Below are 16,062 nucleotides of genomic sequence, written 5' to 3'. Positions count from 1 at the left end.
CGCATAGCCAAAGCGAGGCCTCGCGTCATCCCCGGCGGCTCAGTCCTGTGTCTGCAGCTCCCAACTGGCATGCTGGATGTCGTGACGCTTGGAAAGATGGGCGATGATGCTGTCCAGCTCGGCATCGAGCGCGGCGGTCGAGACGAGCCGGGCGCGTACTTCGGTGCGATCGTCCGGGCGCTCGATCGTCTCGATCTCGGCGACGGGATAGCGCATCAGTTCCAGATGATCGGTCAGCAGGTCGCGCAGCCGGTCGACTTCGGCGGGCATGGTGGTGATCGTCACGAAATAATGCGCCTCGATCTGACCTCCCGCCAGCGGCACCCGGTTGATCGCATTGACGATCGGCCGCAACAGCGTGTTCCCGGCGATCACGAACACGGCCAGGGTCGCCGCTTCGGCCGCCATGTCGCTGCCCGCGCAGGCGCCGACGGCCGCCGAACACCACAGCGTCGCCGCGGTGTTGAGGCCGCGGACGTTCGTTCCCTCCTTCATGATCACGCCGGCACCGAGAAAGCCGATACCCGAGACCACATAGGAGATCACCCGCACCGCCTCGAGGTCGCCGGCGATGCGCTGGGCAAGATCCACGAAGGCGGCCGAGCCGAGTGCGACGAGCGCATTAGTGCGCAGGCCCGCCGTACGCTGGCGGAACTGCCGCTCGGCCCCGATCGCGGCGCCCAGCACCAGCGCCAGCGTATAACTGAGCAGCGTGTCCAGATAGGCGGCGAGGTGAAAGGTGTGCAGGAACTTCATGGGCGCGCGCTCTACGCCCGTTTTGTTTCGCTGCCATGGCCTTTTGCGCCAGGTGCGCGGGCTGTTGCGCAGAGGTCCGACACGACATAACCTCACCCCGAGAGGGGAGGCTACGTCACATGATCTCGTCATTCCTTTTTGCGCTGGCGATGGCGGGGAGCGCCGACTGCCATACCGTGCCGGGCGCCGAACGGCTCTGGGCGCCGGGGGTTCGATATGTCGTCGTGGGCGAGCTTCACGGGACGAACGAGACGCCCGACGGCTTCGCCAACCTGGCCTGCCTAGCCGGCGACAGCGGCAGGCCCGTCACCGTCGCGCTGGAATATCCCGCCGATGCGCAGGCGGCGATCGACGCCTGGCTGCAGTCGGATGGTTCCGAGCGTGCCCGGGCGGCCTTGCTCGCCCTGCCGATCTGGCACGGCGAGATGCAGGACGGCCGCGGCAGCGTCGCCTTTCTGCGCCTGTTCGAGCGATTGCGCGTACTCAAGCAGGCAGGCCGACTTCGCGGCGTCGTAGCGTCGGATGTGGTTGCGCTACCGCAGCAGGGTACGCGCGATGCGGCGATGGCCGAGTCGTGGAAGCGGATCGACGCCGGGACGGACGGCATAGTCCTCGTGCTGGTGGGGAACCTGCACGCGATGCGGCAGGAGCGCGAAGGATTTCAGATGGTACCCGCCGCATCGTTCCTGCCGCGCGATCGGACCGTCACGCTCAACGTTGTCGGCAATGGCGGGGAAGCGTGGAACTGCCAGGCGGAAGGCTGCGGCGCGCACCGTGCCGGGCCCGAGCGCGCCGCTGCGGAAGGGATCGTGCTGTCGGACGATGCCGCGGATTCGTGGGACGCCCGCTACGAACTCGGCAAGCCGATGACGGCGGCAGGGCCCGCGATTCCAAAAGCCGGAGGGTGAGCACCCAAGCCCGTCCCGCGCCATCGCGACGGCTGACGTGGCGATAGGGCGGCGCTAGGGAAGGGGACATGGAATGGTCCCTTTATCCGCATCCGGCCCGTCCGGCGGCATCCATGACCGCGCTGACCTGCTCCATCGAGCGGGACGCCGCTGCGCTCAACCTCGTCTATCGGGTGGAAGGAGCGCATGGTGCCCTGCACCTCCCGGATTCTGCCGCCCCGCTGCGGACCGACGGCCTATGGGCAACAACCTGCCTCGAGCTGTTCGTAGCGGACGCAGGCGGCGCCTATCGCGAGTTCAATTTCTCGCCGTCGGGACAATGGGCGGCCTATCGCTTCACCGCGCCTCGGGCAGGGATGGCGCCGCTTGCCATGCACGCGCCGCCCGCGATCCGTCTGGAGGAGGAGGGCGGGGCGACGATCCTGTCCGTGCACCTGCCTGGTGTCGGCGCAGGTGCGCTACGCCTCGGCATCACCGCGGTGATCGAGGAACTGGACGGCACCAAATCCTATTGGGCGCTGCAACATGGCGCAGATGCGCCCGATTTCCACGATCCCGATTGCTTTGTCGCCCAACTGCCGCCAGCAGACTGACATGCTTTTCGGAATCGATCGTCTTCTCGCCGAACCGGATCTTCGCGCCCCGCTGGCGGACAAGCGCGTGGCCCTGCTTGCGCATCCCGCCTCGGTCACGGCGGATCTGACCCACAGCCTCGACGCGCTGGTCGCGGCCGGCGTGACCATCTCGGCGGTGTTCGGCCCACAGCACGGCGTGCGCGGGGACCTGCAGGACAACATGATGGAGTCGCCGGACTTCACCGATCCGCAATATGGCATGCCGGTGTTCAGCCTCTATGGCGAAGTCCGCCGCCCGACCGACGCGTCGATGGACACGTTCGATGTCATGCTCGTCGATCTCCAGGATGTCGGCTGCCGCATCTACACCTTCGTCACCACGCTGCTCTACGTGCTGGAAGCGGCGGCAAGGCACGGCAAGGCGGTGTGGGTGCTGGATCGCCCGAACCCGGCGGGCAGGCCGGTGGAAGGGCTCACGCTGTTGCCCGGCTGGGAAAGCTTCGTTGGCGCGGGGCCGATGCCGATGCGCCACGGCATGACGTTGGGCGAACTCGGACACTGGTTCATCGCGCACTACGGTCTGGAGGTCGACTACCGCGTCATCGCGATGGCCGGCTGGGCGCCCGAGGCTGCGCCCGGCTTCGGCTGGCCGAGCGAGCGCCCCTGGATCAACCCGAGCCCGAACGCCGCCAACGTCAATATGGCGCGCGCCTATGCTGGCACGGTAATGCTGGAAGGGACGATGCTGTCGGAGGGCCGCGGCACGACCCGGCCGCTCGAGCTGTTCGGCGCGCCCGACATCGATGCGCGCGCCGTCATCGCCGAGATGCGAAAGCTCGCGCCCGAATGGCTCGCCGGCTGCAGCTTGCGCGACATGTGGTTCCAGCCGACCTTCCACAAGCATGTCGGCCAGCTTTGTGCCGGCGTGTTCTTCCATGCGGAGGGCCCCGGCTATGACCATGCCGCGTTCCGGCCGTGGCGCGTGCAGGCGCTGGGCTTCAAGGCGATCCGTGCCCTGTACCCGGACTATGCTCTCTGGCGCGATTTCCCGTACGAATATGTATTCGACAAGCTGGCGATCGACGTGATCAACGGCGGCCCGGGCCTGCGGGCATGGGTCGATGATGCGGGCGCCGCGCCAGGCGATCTCGATGCGATGACGCTGCCGGACGAGACCGCCTGGATCGCGACCCGCCAGCCGCACCTGCTCTATTGATGGAGGGCATGATGGTGGCACCCGAACGCGCGCTGTGCGGCCTTATCTTCGCGGTGGAGGAGGCACAGGATCGGCCCGGCACGCTGGTCGCCAGCCTGCCGTTCGGCGGTATGACCCTGCTGGAATACCAGATCCGTCTGCTCGCCGGCATCGGTGCCTCGCAGGTGCTGGTCGCGGTGGGCAAGGTGACCCCGCAGTTCCTGGCGGCGATCGAGCGGGCGGGGCGCGGGCAGCTCAAGGTCGATATCGTCCGCTCGGCCGAGGAAGCCGCGGAAAAGGTGCTGCGCGAGGCCGATGTGCTGGTGCTGGCAGACGGGCTCGTCACGATCGATCCGGTGATGGAACGGATGGCAGCCGAGCCGCATCCCGCGCTCCTCGTCACCGACGATGCCGAGTCGCCAGCCGCGATCGAGCGGCTGGACATGCGCCATTGCTGGGCAGGCATCGCCCGTATCGAGACACGGCACCTCGCCCATATCGCGAGCATGCCCGAGGATTATGATTTCCAGTCGGCGCTGCTGCGGGTCGCGGCGCAATCGGGCGCGCTTCAGGTGCCGCTGGCGCCCGGTTGGGCGCGTGCCGGCCATGCGGTCGAGCGGAGTGGCGATGGCCTGGCGGCGCGCAACCAGGCGGTGCTGGTGGCACTCAGCGATCGTCGCACCTTGTGGGCGGACCGGTGGGTGTTCACCCGCGCCGCCCGCTTCGTGCTTCCGCAGATGATGGCACGCGACATTCCGGACTGGGCGCCCCTGGTCGCCGGCGGGATCGTGTCGATTGCCGCGCTGCTCACCGTGCTCGCCGGCTGGGAAGGGGTGGGAACGCTGACCGCGCTGCTCGCGACGCTCGGCATTTCCACCGCGGCCTCGCACGCTGCCTTGCGCGGCGAGGAACTGCGTGCCCGCAAGATCGAGCTGGGGGTGCTGCTGCTCTTCGCGCTGCTGCTCGCCGCGCTGGGCTGGCGCGAGTTTCGCGCGATCGGCACGGGTGTACCGGTGCTGCTGGCGGCCGCCGGCATTGTCCTCCAGCTGCTCGTCGAGCGGGTGCCGGTTCCGCGGCGTCGCTGGTGGGCCAATGCCGCGGCGCAGTTGTTGATCCTCGCGCCCTTTGCGCTGCTGGGGCATGCCGCGCTTGGGCTGGGGGCCATGGCGCTGTACGCGCTCGCCACCTTAATCGCGGCAATCGAAGGCCTTCGCGACAAGTCTTAGGCTGGGCTTAAGCCCTGTCGTCTAGACGGGGCCGATGGCGCGGGACCCTTTCGATACGCGCGGTGGCAGCCCCATCGGCGCGGTGGACCTTGCCGCGCGTGCCGCGGCGGCGGAGGCGCGCGTGGACGCCCTGTGCCGTGCGGCCGCACGCGACCTGGCGATCCCCGATGCGCTCCGCCTCGACGAGCGGACGCGGCGCGGGGTCGTTGCGCGGTTGGAGGCGGTGCTCGCATCGATGGAGCAAGGCTTGTCGCAAGCCCTTGCGATCGGAGCGTTTCCGGGCATGGGGTCGACCCTGCCGCTGTTCCACGCCGCCGGTCTTGCGGCGGACCCGGCGCTGCTCGCCCCGCTGCTCGCCCAGGTGCGGCTGGAGCAACTCGCCGCCGCGCTGCCCCACCATGCCCCGCGCGACCCGAACCGGCCCAGTCTGCTCACCCGCCTTGCCGAACACCCGGCGGCGGCGATGGCCGAGGCGGCGCGGGCGTTGCTGTTCGCCGAAAGCGAGGCCCGTCGTCCTGAAGCGGGACGCTGGCAACTACCCGCGCACTTGCATGTGCGCCTGCTTTGGTGGGTTGCATCCGCGATGCGCGAGCAAGCGGGAACACTGGCCGGTGTGGCAATGGACGAGGCACTGTGCATCGCCGTGCATCGCGAAATGGCCGAAGCACAAGAGCGCGCAGGTGCGCAGCCGGCTGCCGTCGCGGCTGCCCTGGTGGCAGCGATCGCACCGACGGCTCGCGAACTGCCCGCGCTGCTGATCGAGGCACTGCAGGATCGTCGCATGTCGCTGTTCCTGGCGCTGATCGCGCACCACGCCGGCATCGCCCATGCAGACGCGCGCGATCTGGTGCTCGATCCCGGCGCGGAGCGGCTGCTGCTCGTGCTGCACGCGCTGGAAATCGAGCGCGAGGCCATCGCGCAGATCGCATTTCTGCTGTGCGCGGCCGATCCAACGCGCGATCTGCCTGCGTTGGCGGATGCGATCGACGCGCTCGACACGGTGGATGCGGCCTTTGGGCGCGACCTACTCGCCTGGCTGCGGCTGGATCCAGACTATCGCCAGGCACGCGGCGCGATTGCTGGGCGATCAAGCTGGTGACGTCGTCGCTCGATCCGGTGGTTCCGCTTGCGGTCGCACGCCTCGATCCCCGCGGGCGGCTGATCGACGCGGAGCCGCCGCTGCGCGCGCTGAACGATCGCGCCGGCGGGGATATCGGCGCACCGCTGGCGCTGCCGGGGATCGCTGCGATCGCGCAGCTGGCGTACCGCCTTGGCATCGCGATCTCGCGCGCGGTCGTCGCCGCCGATGGCGATGGAGAGCTCGACCTGTGGGTGCGGGCCGGGCCCGATCGCGGCGGCGTGCGGCTGGAGGTGAGCGGCTGGCAGTCGCGGCCGCCCTGGCAGGCGGCCATGTCGGCGGATCGCGACCGCGACTTTCTACAGGCTGCGACTGCGTGGCTGTGGGAAACTGACGCGGCGCTGCGGCTGACGTTTCTGGCTCCCGAGGTGGCGGAGCGCCACGGCGTTGATGTGCGCACGATGCTCGGCCAGCCGCTCACACGCCTGTTCGCGCTTGCCCGCGACGAGGCCGGCCATCTGCCGATCCACTCGGCGGTGGCGGCGCGGGCGCGGTTCGACGGGCAGCGCGCCGAGATTCGCGGCACGGGACAGACGGTCCGGCTGGAAGCCGCTCCGCGCAGCGATGCTGCGGGCGGGTTCGCGGGGTTTGTCGGCGCAGCGCAGCCGATAGACCGGGAGGAGTCGCCGGCGGCGCACGCGCGGCCGCCGCACGCGTCCACCAGTGGCTTTCCGCGCGGGTTTGGCCAGCGGCTCGAGCGCGCACTGCGCGCCCCGCTCGCCCGCATCATTGCCAATGCCGAGGCAATCGGCGCGCAGACCGAAGGCCCGATCCGAGGCGATTATGCCGGCTACGCGGCGGACATCGCGGTCGCCGGGCGGCATTTGCTGGGGCTGGTGGAGGATCTGGTCGAGCTGCAGGCGATCGACCGGGAGGATTTCACGACCGTGCCCGAGGCCATTGACCTCGCCGATGCGGCGCGCCGGGCGGCGGGCCTGCTGGCGATCCGTGCTGCCGACGCCAAGGTGCGGATCGAGCGGCCTGCGGCCGATGCGATGCTGCCGGTGCGCGCCGAGTTCCGACGTACACTGCAGATCCTGGTCAATCTGATCGGCAACGCCATTCGCTACAGCCCCGCTGGCACCGTGATCCGGGTGCGGGCCGAGCGTGAGGGCGATCGTGGCTGTGTGATCGTCGCGGATCAGGGCAAAGGCATCGCCGCGAGCGACCATGCGCGCATTTTCGACAAGTTCGTGCGGGTCGATCCCGCCGAAGCGGGTGGCAGCGGCCTTGGCCTCTATATTGCCAGGCGGCTGGCCCGGGCGATGGGTGGCGACCTGGCCGTCGACAGCGCACCCGGGCAGGGCGCGCGGTTCCTGCTGACGCTGCCGCTGCGGGAGGAGGTGGAGCGCCCGTCTCCTCCGACGGGCGCTCCCTGATGGCTCAGCGACGGCAGACCCGAACCGGGCGGCCATAGCGCCACTCTTCCCAGCAATTGGGGCGACCACGATAGCCATAGCCGCGATCCCAGCCAGGCCGGCGATCGCGGTCCCAGCGGTGATGACGATCCCAGCGATCGTGCCGGTCATAGCGATCGTAGCGATCATAGCGTTGCTCGTGGCGATCCCGATACCGCCAGTCCTGCGCCTGTGCCGAGGTTGCTCCAGCAAGACCAGTGGCGGCGAACCCGGCGATGGCAAGAAGTTGAAACAGTTTCATGGACCTGTCCTCTCGATGTCGATGCGAGAGGCGTACCTGAGTCGTTGCTTCGCGAGGCTGAACCGCTTCGTAGGCCGCGGTTCATCTGGACATCATGCGGCGTCGAGCGGGTCGCGCATCTGGTCGGTCCGCACGCGCCCGTGGGCCAGCAGTGCGTGGTGGAACGACTGAAGACGCTGCCGGCGCGCCCGATCCTCGATCGCGAGCCATGCCGCGGCTTCGCCTGCGCGAACGGCCGGCTCGAGGACGATGCGATCCAGGTCGGTGGCGAACGGGGCGAAATAGGCCGGCTCTCCCAGCGTATTGCGCCATCGATCGAGCGTCTTGTCGAGACTCCACCCACCGAGATGGATACCCAGATCCGCCAGAGCGCGCTCGATGCGGAACAGGCGCCAGTGGCAATAGCCGAGGGCGCCGTACGGGTCGCCACGATAGACGCCGTTGGCGGCAGCCAGCTGTTCGGCGTAGATCGCCCAGCCTTCCACGAACGCCTGGGCATATTCGATCCTGAGCGGGTGCGGAGCGGCGAGCGCCTCGAGCGGCAGCTGCACCATATGGCCGGGGAGCAGTTCGTGGTGCACCACCGCGGCAAGCGTCCAGCGCGGACGCCGGCGAATGTCCTTCAGGTCGGCGACGTAGCGACCCGGGCGTGCTCCTTCCGGCAGCATCCGGTAGCCCTGTTTGCCCGCCGCTGCCTCAGCCGGCGGCATGCGGGCGGCTCGCACCTGCAGCGCCGCAGCGGGCAGGGGCCCGAACCAAGCCCGCAGGCGCGGCAGCGCAGCATCGAGCATCTGGTTCATGTCGGCTATGGCGCGGTCTCGCCCGGCATCGTCGTCCGTGTAAAGCCAGCGCGGGGCGCGCCACAGCGTGGCGTAGCGTTCGCCCACGCTGCCCTTGCGCATGCCGATCTGGTGGAACAGCCGCTCGGCTTGGGCAAGCGTTCGCGCCTCCTCGGCTTCCAGCCGTCGCCGCAGTTGTGCCGGGTCGATGTCGTCGCCCGCGCTTCGCCGGAGCAGCAAGACGAAATAGTCCGTGCCGCCGGGAAGGTGCGACACGCCAGGCGGGGGTGCCTTTGCCGTCTGGCTGCGCAGCGCCGTCATCAGCGCGCTGAGCGCTGCGGCGCGGGGGCCGGTGGCAACCCGTGCTGCAGCCTCGACGGCAGCGAGGGTGCGCGCGAGGAGATGCTGCGGCAGCAGGATGCCGCTGCGCGCCTCGTCGGCGAGGCGCCGCGTCTCGTTCTCGATCGCCGCTGCAGACGAATCCGGCCTGAACCAGGCGCCGCTGTTGGGCGTAACCAGATAGGGGCTGCGCCCGGCACGTCCGAACGGAAAGCGCCGTGCCAGCGCAAGATCGACCGTCAGCCCCGACCGCGCAGCAAGCAGGTCGAGTCGCGCGCTTGCGGGTAGCTGGGCCGCGTCGAACCTTGCCAGCCGTTCAAGCCCCGCCGCGCGGTCCTCCGCCGCGTCATCGAGCGCCGCGCGCAGGCGCTGCAGCTCGCCGTGTTCCTCCGCCAGACCGATGCGGGGAAGCGCGAGCGCAGCGGCGGTACCGGCCAGCATCGAACGTCGGGAAAGAGCGATCATGCAGTCCACTATGCGGGATGCGGCGGCTGGTTTCGAGATCGATTCAAAAAGAGTACTAGGCAGTACGATTTCTGCTTGACGTTGCGGAAGCCTGGCCTAAATAGCGGAGCATACCGAAACGATCTGCGCATAGTGAAAGCGCAGGTTCAGGGGACCGGGCTATACCGGCATTCTCGCATGCGGCCACAGGGTTTGGGGACTCGGCGGTCAAGGCGGACAAGGTGGAACAATTGGCGGAAAGGCCAGTGCTGCGCACGCATGGGTGCAGCCGGGGGAGGCCTGCATCCGCCTGCGTACAGGGAGTGCAGGTGATGGCGTATCTCGATCTTTCCGACTTCCGCAACGAGACGGTAGCTGCTCCGACCCCGCATGAGATCGGCGCGAGCCTCTCCGCGCTGGAGTGGCAGGTTGTCGGCATCGCGCAGCGGGACCGTCTCGCCTCGCTCGAAGCACCCGGCCGCTGGTCCAAGCTGCTCGCCATCTTCTTCGGCGGTGATCGTGCCAGCCCGCGTCTCGCCGATCCGCGGCTGGAGGCATTGCGCCGGCTTGCGGTCCATGCCTGGCACAAGGGCGATGCCATTCCGCAGGACGAGATTGCCGGCTTCCACGCCGCCGGTTTCTCGTTCGCGCAGCTGCAACTGGTGCTAGCACAGGTTCGCGGCAAGGCCGTCGCCTGAACCGCGGCGGGCAGGGCGCCCGCCGCGAATAGTTTCGCTTACTGCTTCTTTTCCTGGCTCTCGCCCTCTGCATTGCGATCGATGCGCGAGGTCATGCCGGTGGCTGCGGCGTCGGCCTCGGTCTGCTCCCGGTCGCTGAACGGCGTGGGCGTGGCGACGGGCTCCGGCGCCGGTGCGGCGTTCACCGGCTCGGCGGCAGCCGGCTCTTCTGTCGACACGTTCATATCCGCCGGGGTCTCCGGAACGGTGATTTCGGTGACGTTGGCGTCCGGCGCGTCGGGGCCTTCTTCCTTGCTCCCGCAGGCGGCAAGAGCGAGGCCGGTGCCGACCAGGATCGCGAACACACGCAGTTTCATATGGATATCCTTCCGATAGGGGGTCAGGAGGCGCTGGACGCGCTGACGGCGGCGCGCGCTTCGATCTTCTCGGCGAGCAGCTTGTCCCAGCTATAGGGATCGTCGCGGAAGCTCATCATGCCGTCCGATCCGGCGAACGCGGTCCAGTACAGCAGGTATACCGCGACCTGTTCGGTCTCCGGCAGGCGCACCCGCACCGTCTTGGTGCCTTCCAGCTGGGCGGCGATCGCGTCCGGCTGCCAGTTCGGATCGTTCTTCAGCAGCAATTCGGCGAGTGGGCCCGGCTTTTCCAGGCGCACGCAGCCATGGCTGTCCAGCCGGCTGTAGCTGTTGAAGCCCGACTGTACCGGCGTGTCGTGCAGATAGACGGCATAGGGGTTGTCGAAGTCGAACTTGTAGCGACCAAGCGCGCTCTTCGCGCCCGATTCCTGCTGCAGGCGACGATCCGGACCGGTGCCGATGATCCGATAGCCATGCGCCTTCAGATAGGCCTCGCCCTTGGGCCACAGCTCTTTGGCCGCGATGCCGCTCGGCACGTTCCAGGGCGGATTGAGCACGATCGAGTGGATGCGTGACTGCAGCATCGGGGTTTCGTTGCCCGGACGGCCGGTAACCGCCTTCATCGACGCGATCGGGCTGTCGCCTTCGAACACGGTCATCACGGCCGCCGCGATGTTCACCTGGATTCGCTTGGCCGGCAGCTGTTCGGGCAGCCAGCGCCAGCGCTCCATATTCGCCATGATCTGGCGCACGCGATCGTCGACGGGCACGTTGAGCGCGGCGAGGGTACCGGTGGAGACGATGCCAGTCGGGCGCAGGCCGTAGCGGCGCTGGGCGCGCAGGACCGCGTCCTGCAGTTCCTGATCGAACAGGTCGCCGGTCGCGGAAACCTGCCGGTCCTCGACCGACAGCCGCTTGCGGAGCGCGCGGACGCGGGCGCCGCTCGCGCCCTTGGCGAGGTCCGGGCCGGGGGCGAGTTTCTGCCAGCCGCCGCCGGTCAGGATCTTGCGATAGGCGACCAGCCCCTTTTCGAGGCCGTCATATCCGGCATAGGGCGGTGGCAGCGCGCGCATCCATGCGGCGATGCGATCCCGCTTCACCGCATCGACGAAGTCGGGGAGCGGATCATAGGCGGCCGGGCGGAGACCCCAGTCGTTGATGAAGTCGCTGCTGTCGAGACGGCCCGAATGGACCGCCCGCGCATAATCGAGCGCCGCGCGGACCAGGCCGTCGCTGTCGTTGGGCAGGGTGACGCTACTGGTCATCCGCCGCAGGCCCTGGGCGAGGCTCGCCTCGGGCAGCAACTGGCGCAGCTCGGCCATCTGTTTGGGCGTTAGCGTCGGCAGCGGCAGTACGGGCGCCACCACCGGCGGCGCGGTAACCTGTGGCTGCGACGGCGCAGCGGGAACTGCCTGCTTCGATACGGGCGCCGCGGCCGGGGACTGACCCTGCGGCGCGCGTGGCGCGGGGGTCTGCGTCTGCGCCGGCTTGGCGGTCTGGGTGGCGGACGGCGTTTGCTTGGGCGCGGGAATCAGCCGGAACTGCGCTGCGGCCGGCGTTGCGATCGAACCGGCGAGCGCCAACGCCGCCAAGCCTCCGCTGCCCAGCACTTTCATCCGCATCGCCTTCTTCACTTCGTCCACGCGCAATACTCCACTCGTCGCGTCGTTTACCAACGCTACCGCCTATAGGCGAGCCATGCCCTTGGATGCGAGTGCGAAAACCCCGCCCCTTGCTTGACTTTTGCCAACGTTGTCGGGAAGCGTCCCCCCCGATTGAAGCGCTACAGGCAGGAGGGGATCGCTTGAGCACCGCACGTTCGACACAAACCACGCTGGCATTCGCCGCGGTAACAACGCTGTTCTTTGCCTGGGGGTTCATCACCTCACTGGTCGATCCGCTGGTGGCGGCGGTGAAGGGCATCTTCACGCTGACCAACCTGCAGGCCCAGGCAAGCGCCTTTGCCTTCTTTTTCGCCTATTTCCTGGTGTCGCTGCCCGCCGCCGCGCTGGTCTCGCGTCTGAAGGCGGTGCCGTCGATCCTGCTCGCCCTGTGCACCATGGCGGTCGCGTGCCTGATCATGCTGACGGCCGCCAACCTCGCAAACTATTGGCTGGTGCTGCTCGGCCTGTTCGTGCTGGCAAGCGGCATCACCGTGCTGCAGGTGGCGGCAAATCCGCTGGCGGCGGCGCTGGGCGACCCGAAGGGTAGCCATTTCCGACTGGTGCTGAGCCAGACGTTCAACTCCTTCGGTACCTTCCTCGGTCCGCTGCTCGGCGCACACCTGTTCCTCAAGGGCGTCGAAGTGAAGTCGGGCGCGGTGGTCGATGCCGGCGTTCGTGCCGAGGCGCTGGCGGGGATCGATACCGCCTATCTGTGGATCTGCGGCCTGATCCTTGCGCTCGCCGTGTTCTTCTTCCTTAGCCGCCGCGTGGTGGGGGACGCCGCGCCGAAGCAGGCAGTGGCATCGGGCCTGCTTGGTGCCTTCTCCTCGCGCTGGGCGCTGTTCGGCGCGCTCGGCATCTTCCTCTATGTCGGCGCCGAAGTGTCGATCGGCACGCAGATGGCGCTGTTCCTCAACGACAATAGCGTGTGGGGCCAGTCGGACGCGCCGTTCGGCGTGCCGTTGCTCGGTACGCTGATGGGCAGCGACGGCGTCCACGGGGTGTCGCTGCAGGAAGCCGGCAAGGCCGTTGCCTTCTATTGGGGCGGCGCGATGGTCGGCCGCGCGCTCGGCTCGCTGCTGCTTACCCGCATTCGCGCCGACAAGCTGCTGGCGCTGTTCACCGTGATCGCAGCGGCGATGTGCCTCTATGTCGTGGCCGTCGGCGGTGTGTCTGCAGGCTTCGTCGCGCTGGCGATCGGTCTGTTCAACTCGATCATGTTCCCGGTGATTTTCACCCTCACGCTCGAGCGTTCGGCAGCGAGTGAAGAGGCGACCTCGGGCCTGCTCTGCACCGCGATCGTGGGCGGCGCGGTGCTGCCGCTGCTGGTCGGCAAGGTAGCGGACCTGCACGGCTATGCCTTCGCGCTGATCGTGCCGGCGCTGTGCTATGTGGTGCTGTGCGGCTTCGCCGTCGCGGCAGGCCGTGCGCGTCCGGTGCGCGCGAGCGGTGGCGCTTCGATCCATTGAAGGCAGAGGCCGAGCGGGTTTGACGCTGCGAATGCGGTACGCCACGCTCGGCCCCTACGAACTGAAATTCCCCGGGGAGAGTCCGTGATGTCCGTTCGCCGCCGTTCGCTGCTCGCCGGGGCGCTGATGCTGCCCGTTGCCGCCCATGCACAGACGCAGGAGACCTGGGAGCAGCGCAAGGAACGGCTGTTGCACGAGGATTTTCCCGAACTCAGCCGCTACGCCGCCGACAATGCCCGCATCCTTGCGTCGGGGGAAAAGGTGAACATCGTCTTCCTGGGCGATTCGATCACCGAAGGGTGGAAGAGCAAGCGGCCGGGATTCTTCACCCCCGGTCGGGTGGGCCGCGGCATCGGCGGTCAGACCACGCCGCAGATGGTGCTGCGGATGATGGCCGACGTGGTGCATCTCAAGCCCCGCTTCGTCCACATCATGGCGGGCACCAACGACATTGCCGGCAACACCGGCAAGATGACGCGCGCGCAGAGCTACGACAATTTCCGGATGATGACGCAGATCACCCGGGCGAACGGCATCGGCGTGATCCTCGCCTCGGTGCCGCCGGCGGATCATTTTCCGTGGCGGCCCGGCCTCGACGTCGTCGGGCCGATCCGTGAGATCAACGCCTGGCTGCAGGCTCATGCCAAGGCGGAGCGGCTGACCTGGGTGGATTACACCCCGGCCCTCGGTGACGCCAATGGCGCGATGAAGCCGGGTCTCGCCTATGACGGCGTGCATCCGACCGAAGCCGGCTATGATGCGATGGCGGCGGTGATCGCGCCGATCCTGAAGGCGCACCGCGCATGAAGGCGATGCTCGGATCGGCGGCGCTGCTGATGGCGGCGCCGGCTGCCGCGCAGACGCTGGAGGCAGTATCGCCGGACGGCACCAACCGCATCGTCGTGGCGCTCGATCGGCAGGGCACGCCCAATTACCTCGTCCAGCGGCGCGGCGAGATGGTGCTGGCGCCGTCGCCGATCGCGCTGGACCTGGATCGCGACGCGCTGGGCTTCGGCATGGCGATCACCGGCAGCGAGGCGACGAGCGCCGACACGCGCTACAAGATCGTGCTCGGCACGTCGGACGTAGGCCGAGACCATTATAATCAGCTGACCGTCCACCTGCAGGAGCGGGGCGGCGCCCGGCGGCGGATGGACCTGGTCCTGCGCGCCTATGATGACGGCGTCGCCTTTCGCACCGTGGTGCCCGTGCAGGCAGCCACCGCAGCGGCCATCGTCCGCTACGAGCGCACGGGCTTCTATTTCCCGCAGGCATGGAAATGCTGGGGCTTCAATGTCGGCCATTTCGGCTCCAGCCACGAGGGCGAGTTCGATCCCGTCGACACGACAAGGCTGCGTGACCACAATCTGTTCGACCTGCCCTTTGCCTGCGAGACCGGGAAGGGCGCCTTCGCACTGGCCGAGGCAGACCTGATCGACTTTGCCGGCATGTACCTGACCGGCCGGGGCGATGGCGGGCCGGGATTGCAGATCAAGCTCTCCCCCTCGCTCGACGATCCGCGGATCGCGGTGCACACGCGGGTCGGCAGCCCGATCGTGACGCCGTGGCGGGTGGTCATGCTCGCCGACCAGCTCGGCGAGCTGCACGAATCGACCCTGCTGACGAACCTTTCCACCCCGAGCCGGATCGAGGATACCAGCTGGATCAAGCCCGGCCTCACCAGCTGGGACTGGTGGAACGGCCCGGTGATCGCCAAACTGCCGGGTCAGCGGACGACGACGTCGGTCGCCAAGGCGTTCATCGACTTCGCCGCCGAGAACGGCTTCCCCTACACGATGATCGACGAGGGCTGGTATGCCGGCGCCGGCGGCGGCGGGGTACGCCGGCCGGGCGTGGACGTCACCAGATGGGCCGATGCGATCAACTTGCAGGAGGTCGCCGACTATGCCCGCTCGAAAGGGGTGCGGTTATGGCTGTGGGCGCACTGGCAGGCGCTCGACGAGCAGATGGAAGACGCGCTCGCGCTCTACGAGAAGCTCGGTATCGCCGGCATCAAGATCGACTTCATGGACCGCGACGACCAGTGGATGGTCAACTGGTACCAGAAGCTGCTGGGGGCTGCGGCGCGACATCATCTGATGGTCGACCTGCACGGGGCCTTCCCGCCGCGCGGCCTCACGCGCACCTGGCCTAATTTCGTGACGCAGGAAGGCGTGATGGGCGCCGAGTATAACAAGTGGAGCCGGCGGGCGACCGCCGGCAACAATGTCATGCTCGCCTATACGCGCGGGCTGCTGGGGCCGATGGATTATACGCCAGGCGGCTTCCGCAATGTCGCGCCCGGCGATTTCCAGATCCGCAACGACCTGCCCCTCGTGCAGACGACGCGGGCGCATGGGCTGGCGATGTACGTCGTCTATCTGTCGCCGCTGGCGGCGGTGGCGGACAGCCCCGACACCTATGCCGCAAGCCCCGCGGGGTTCGACTTCATCAAGGCCGTGCCGGCAAGCTGGGACGAGACGCGCTTCCTTGCCGGTGAGACCGGTCAGTACATCGTGCTGGTGCGGCGGAAGGGAAAGCGCTGGTACCTCGGCGCGATGAACAACGAGATGGCGCGCACCGTGTCCATCCCGCTCGCCTTTCTGGGTCCCCGCGGCGGGGTGGCGCGGGTCTGGAGCGATGGGGCGGTCCCCGATGCGGTGCAATTCGAGACGCAGCAGGTCGGCCCACAGGATCGGCTGACGCTGCATCTGGCCGCCACGGGCGGTGCCGCGGCCATCGTGGAGGCGCGCTGAGTCGGGGCAAGATCGCCCAGATTCTGCCGCAATTCGCCGCGGGACGGGTTCTGCTCGTCGGTCGTTTCGCGGAAGTTAACAGTGGGTTCATGACCTGACG

15 protein-coding genes are annotated in these 16,062 nt (G+C 68.3%); 10 read left to right on the top strand and 5 right to left on the bottom strand.

Annotated features, from left to right (window positions below; translation table 11 throughout):
- Positions 1 to 39 precede the first annotated feature (39 nt).
- A complete protein-coding gene (locus OIM94_RS04755) occupies positions 40 to 756 on the bottom strand; it encodes an MgtC/SapB family protein (protein WP_264608955.1) in 717 nt (238 codons plus the stop codon).
- 119 nt (positions 757 to 875) lie between these two features.
- On the opposite strand from OIM94_RS04755, the gene OIM94_RS04750 reads away from it, so the two are divergent.
- From OIM94_RS04750 to OIM94_RS04725, 6 genes are all read left to right on the top strand, one after another.
- Positions 876 to 1,664: a hypothetical protein gene (locus OIM94_RS04750; protein WP_264608954.1), complete on the top strand. Its 789-nt coding sequence runs from the start codon at positions 876 to 878 to the stop codon at positions 1,662 to 1,664.
- Positions 1,665 to 1,732: 68 nt separating this feature from the next.
- Positions 1,733 to 2,257, top strand: coding sequence for a DOMON-like domain-containing protein (locus tag OIM94_RS04745; RefSeq protein ID WP_264608953.1), 525 nt, complete (start codon positions 1,733 to 1,735; stop codon positions 2,255 to 2,257).
- Between the two features lies 1 nt (position 2,258).
- On the top strand, positions 2,259 to 3,455 hold the full coding sequence (locus OIM94_RS04740; RefSeq protein WP_264608952.1) for a DUF1343 domain-containing protein: 1,197 nt from the start codon (positions 2,259 to 2,261) through the stop codon (positions 3,453 to 3,455).
- Between the two features lie 11 nt (positions 3,456 to 3,466).
- Positions 3,467 to 4,660 carry a hypothetical protein gene (locus OIM94_RS04735; protein ID WP_264608951.1) on the top strand — a complete coding sequence of 398 codons (1,194 nt, stop codon included), beginning with the start codon at positions 3,467 to 3,469 and terminating at the stop codon, positions 4,658 to 4,660.
- 34 nt (positions 4,661 to 4,694) lie between these two features.
- A complete protein-coding gene (locus tag OIM94_RS04730; protein ID WP_264608950.1) occupies positions 4,695 to 5,759 on the top strand; it encodes a DUF2336 domain-containing protein in 1,065 nt (354 codons plus the stop codon).
- Positions 5,756 to 7,177, top strand: coding sequence for a sensor histidine kinase (locus tag OIM94_RS04725; RefSeq protein WP_264608949.1), 1,422 nt, complete (start codon positions 5,756 to 5,758; stop codon positions 7,175 to 7,177). The genes OIM94_RS04730 and OIM94_RS04725 overlap by 4 nt, the downstream gene beginning before the upstream one ends.
- Before the next feature lie 4 nt (positions 7,178 to 7,181).
- Here OIM94_RS04725 and OIM94_RS04720 read toward each other — a convergent pair whose 3' ends face one another.
- On the bottom strand, positions 7,182 to 7,457 hold the full coding sequence (locus OIM94_RS04720; RefSeq protein ID WP_264608948.1) for a hypothetical protein: 276 nt from the start codon (positions 7,455 to 7,457) through the stop codon (positions 7,182 to 7,184).
- 92 nt (positions 7,458 to 7,549) lie between these two features.
- Positions 7,550 to 9,040, bottom strand: a complete 1,491-nt coding sequence (locus OIM94_RS04715; protein WP_264608947.1) for a DUF885 domain-containing protein — start codon at positions 9,038 to 9,040, stop codon at positions 7,550 to 7,552.
- A gap of 311 nt (positions 9,041 to 9,351) precedes the next feature.
- Between OIM94_RS04715 and OIM94_RS04710 the strand changes: the two genes are divergently transcribed.
- Positions 9,352 to 9,717, top strand: coding sequence for a hypothetical protein (locus tag OIM94_RS04710; RefSeq protein WP_264608946.1), 366 nt, complete (start codon positions 9,352 to 9,354; stop codon positions 9,715 to 9,717).
- A 38-nt stretch (positions 9,718 to 9,755) separates the two neighbouring features.
- On the opposite strand, the gene OIM94_RS04705 is transcribed toward OIM94_RS04710, so the two are convergent.
- Together OIM94_RS04705 and OIM94_RS04700 are read right to left on the bottom strand one after the other, a co-directional pair.
- Positions 9,756 to 10,073, bottom strand: coding sequence for a hypothetical protein (locus tag OIM94_RS04705; RefSeq protein ID WP_264608945.1), 318 nt, complete (start codon positions 10,071 to 10,073; stop codon positions 9,756 to 9,758).
- A gap of 23 nt (positions 10,074 to 10,096) precedes the next feature.
- Positions 10,097 to 11,716, bottom strand: coding sequence for a L,D-transpeptidase family protein (locus tag OIM94_RS04700; protein ID WP_264608944.1), 1,620 nt, complete (start codon positions 11,714 to 11,716; stop codon positions 10,097 to 10,099).
- Positions 11,717 to 11,877: 161 nt separating this feature from the next.
- On the opposite strand from OIM94_RS04700, the gene OIM94_RS04695 reads away from it, so the two are divergent.
- From OIM94_RS04695 to OIM94_RS04685, 3 genes are all read left to right on the top strand, one after another.
- The gene (locus OIM94_RS04695; RefSeq protein ID WP_264608943.1) at positions 11,878 to 13,206 is read left to right on the top strand and encodes an MFS transporter; all 1,329 of its coding nucleotides are present in this window, start codon (positions 11,878 to 11,880) and stop codon (positions 13,204 to 13,206) included.
- A gap of 87 nt (positions 13,207 to 13,293) precedes the next feature.
- Complete coding sequence (locus tag OIM94_RS04690) at positions 13,294 to 14,013, top strand: GDSL-type esterase/lipase family protein (RefSeq protein ID WP_264608942.1); 720 nt, start codon at positions 13,294 to 13,296, stop codon at positions 14,011 to 14,013.
- A complete protein-coding gene (locus OIM94_RS04685; protein ID WP_264608941.1) occupies positions 14,010 to 15,962 on the top strand; it encodes a glycoside hydrolase family 97 protein in 1,953 nt (650 codons plus the stop codon). The genes OIM94_RS04690 and OIM94_RS04685 overlap by 4 nt, the downstream gene beginning before the upstream one ends.
- Positions 15,963 to 16,062 lie beyond the last annotated feature (100 nt).

It is taken from the genome of Sphingomonas sp. R1 (genome assembly GCF_025960285.1).
In the GTDB taxonomy this organism is placed as follows: domain Bacteria; phylum Pseudomonadota; class Alphaproteobacteria; order Sphingomonadales; family Sphingomonadaceae; genus Sphingomonas.
This window is presented reverse-complemented; position numbering and strand designations above follow the sequence as displayed.

Excerpts from the sequence above, each read along its gene's own strand:
- OIM94_RS04755 (WP_264608955.1), bottom strand. The coding sequence starts at position 756 with ATGAAGTTCCTGCACACCTTTCACCTCGCCGCCTATCTGGACACGCTG.
- OIM94_RS04750 (WP_264608954.1), top strand. The coding sequence starts at position 876 with ATGATCTCGTCATTCCTTTTTGCGCTGGCGATGGCGGGGAGCGCCGAC.
- OIM94_RS04745 (WP_264608953.1), top strand. The coding sequence starts at position 1,733 with ATGGAATGGTCCCTTTATCCGCATCCGGCCCGTCCGGCGGCATCCATG.
- OIM94_RS04740 (WP_264608952.1), top strand. The coding sequence starts at position 2,259 with ATGCTTTTCGGAATCGATCGTCTTCTCGCCGAACCGGATCTTCGCGCC.
- OIM94_RS04735 (WP_264608951.1), top strand. The coding sequence starts at position 3,467 with ATGGTGGCACCCGAACGCGCGCTGTGCGGCCTTATCTTCGCGGTGGAG.
- OIM94_RS04730 (WP_264608950.1), top strand. The coding sequence starts at position 4,695 with ATGGCGCGGGACCCTTTCGATACGCGCGGTGGCAGCCCCATCGGCGCG.
- OIM94_RS04720 (WP_264608948.1), bottom strand. The coding sequence starts at position 7,457 with ATGAAACTGTTTCAACTTCTTGCCATCGCCGGGTTCGCCGCCACTGGT.
- OIM94_RS04715 (WP_264608947.1), bottom strand. The coding sequence starts at position 9,040 with ATGATCGCTCTTTCCCGACGTTCGATGCTGGCCGGTACCGCCGCTGCG.
- OIM94_RS04710 (WP_264608946.1), top strand. The coding sequence starts at position 9,352 with ATGGCGTATCTCGATCTTTCCGACTTCCGCAACGAGACGGTAGCTGCT.
- OIM94_RS04705 (WP_264608945.1), bottom strand. The coding sequence starts at position 10,073 with ATGAAACTGCGTGTGTTCGCGATCCTGGTCGGCACCGGCCTCGCTCTT.
- OIM94_RS04690 (WP_264608942.1), top strand. The coding sequence starts at position 13,294 with ATGTCCGTTCGCCGCCGTTCGCTGCTCGCCGGGGCGCTGATGCTGCCC.
- OIM94_RS04685 (WP_264608941.1), top strand. The coding sequence starts at position 14,010 with ATGAAGGCGATGCTCGGATCGGCGGCGCTGCTGATGGCGGCGCCGGCT.